The following is a 1,668-nucleotide window of genomic DNA, read 5'->3' as shown; positions in this document are numbered from 1 at the left end:
ATTTATAGGTTATCTTCAAAGTTTAACTATGTGTGGTCTATTTCTTGGAAGTATTATAGTCTTTAGATTTAGTAAGAGATTTAAACTAAAGGAAAAATATTTACTGATGATTCCTGTGCAATCAATAGCCCTTTTTCTCTTTTATTTTACATTAAAACAGAGCTATAGTTTAAGTCATAGAGCAGGAGTTATCGTTTTTATAATTGGAATTTTAACACTGTTTATAATTAACTCCATGATATTGATTCCTACTAACTCAATGCTTCATGAAAAAGTGGATAACAATATAAAAGGCAAATTTTTTGCTCTTTTTATGGGGACTAAACAGATTTTAATACCTCTGGGAATAGCCGTATTTGGAGTTATAATTGAAAAAGTTGATATTGTATTTTTAGTGGGAATACTGATACTTATAACTCTCTCTTTTCAATTCCATTTTATGGTACGAAAACAACTATATCAAAGATATCTTGAGTTTTTAGCCATAAAAAAGGAGGATTGATAAAATAGATGAAAAACCTATTTTTATTTTTATTTGGTCGCTTTACCTCCACTGTGGGAAACTCTATTTTTAATTTGGCTATCCCCCTTCTTATACTGGATAAAACATCTTCTGGTAGAGCAATGGGGAGTTTTATGGGAACTACATTTTTACCAGCACTACTGATTTTACCATTTGTTGGTCTTTATATTGAAAAAAGAAATAAAAAAAAGATTATGATAATAACTGATATACTCCAGTTTACACTATTCTTTGCTCTTTGGTATCACTATCATAGTTATGGATTTTCCATTGGTTTTTTAACCCTTTTTATATCTATTTCAAAAGTGATAGGTAGATTTTTTGATATCTCCTCAGTCTCTATCTTTCCCAGAATTATAGATGAATCTCTCTATGGAAAAGGAAATAGTTGGCAAGGGATTTTAGATAATATTTCAGAACTTACATCCCCTATTTTAGGAGTATTTCTATATAAAACTCAGGGAATAGAGTCTATTTTTTTGCTCAATGCTCTAACATTTTTAATCTAGTAAAAACTCAGAGATTTTTAAAAAATAGCTATCTACTTTTAATGATTATCAATTTTCTTATGGCACCTCTTGCTATGACAGTTATTCCTTTTGCGCTATTAAAAGTAATCAATATCTCTGAATGGCAATATGGAGTTATCAACTTTGCTGAAATTTTTGGATTACTTATAGGTTCTGCTATTATGCTTAAAGTATCACATAGTCAGAAAAATATAAAACTCTACTATCAAGGTGAGATTATCTGTATCTTTATACAGGGGTTTATTGCCCTATTTTTAGGTGTGATTGGTAAAACTTATTATTTTTATATATTTTTAACTCTTAATTTTTTGGCAGGTTCCTTTAACTCTTTATCTTTAATTCCTTTAAGCACTCAATTAAAAAGTAAGGTTAACCCAACTTTACAGGGAAGATTCTTTGCCAGTTTATCATTTTTTGGAGGGATTTTAGTTCCTTTTGGAAACTATCTTCTAGGTCTACTTACAGTTTACGTTAATACTGCAATACTTATTATTATGGTTTCTTCAATAACTTTATTTTTAATTGGCACTCTAAATTTTTCAGAAAAACTAAATAAAAAAATACCTTGAAAAGGAGTTGATCATTATAAAAAAAGTATCCCAAAATTTAAATCTT

General features: G+C 28.5%; 3 protein-coding genes. All 3 read left to right on the top strand.

Features of this window, described 5'->3' with window-relative positions; translation table 11 throughout:
- A partial coding sequence (locus ACMOUI_RS07475) for a hypothetical protein (RefSeq protein ID WP_418965105.1) occupies positions 1 to 502 on the top strand: 502 nt, incomplete at its 5' end.
- A gap of 8 nt (positions 503 to 510) precedes the next feature.
- Positions 511 to 1,032 carry an MFS transporter gene (locus ACMOUI_RS07470; RefSeq protein ID WP_418965104.1) on the top strand — a complete coding sequence of 174 codons (522 nt, stop codon included), beginning with the start codon at positions 511 to 513 and terminating at the stop codon, positions 1,030 to 1,032.
- A 41-nt stretch (positions 1,033 to 1,073) separates the two neighbouring features.
- Complete coding sequence (locus ACMOUI_RS07465) at positions 1,074 to 1,622, top strand: hypothetical protein (RefSeq protein WP_418965103.1); 549 nt, start codon at positions 1,074 to 1,076, stop codon at positions 1,620 to 1,622.
- Positions 1,623 to 1,668 lie beyond the last annotated feature (46 nt).

The sequence above is a fragment of the Cetobacterium sp. genome, assembly GCF_048470075.1.
In the GTDB taxonomy this organism is placed as follows: domain Bacteria; phylum Fusobacteriota; class Fusobacteriia; order Fusobacteriales; family Fusobacteriaceae; genus Cetobacterium_A.
This window is presented reverse-complemented; position numbering and strand designations above follow the sequence as displayed.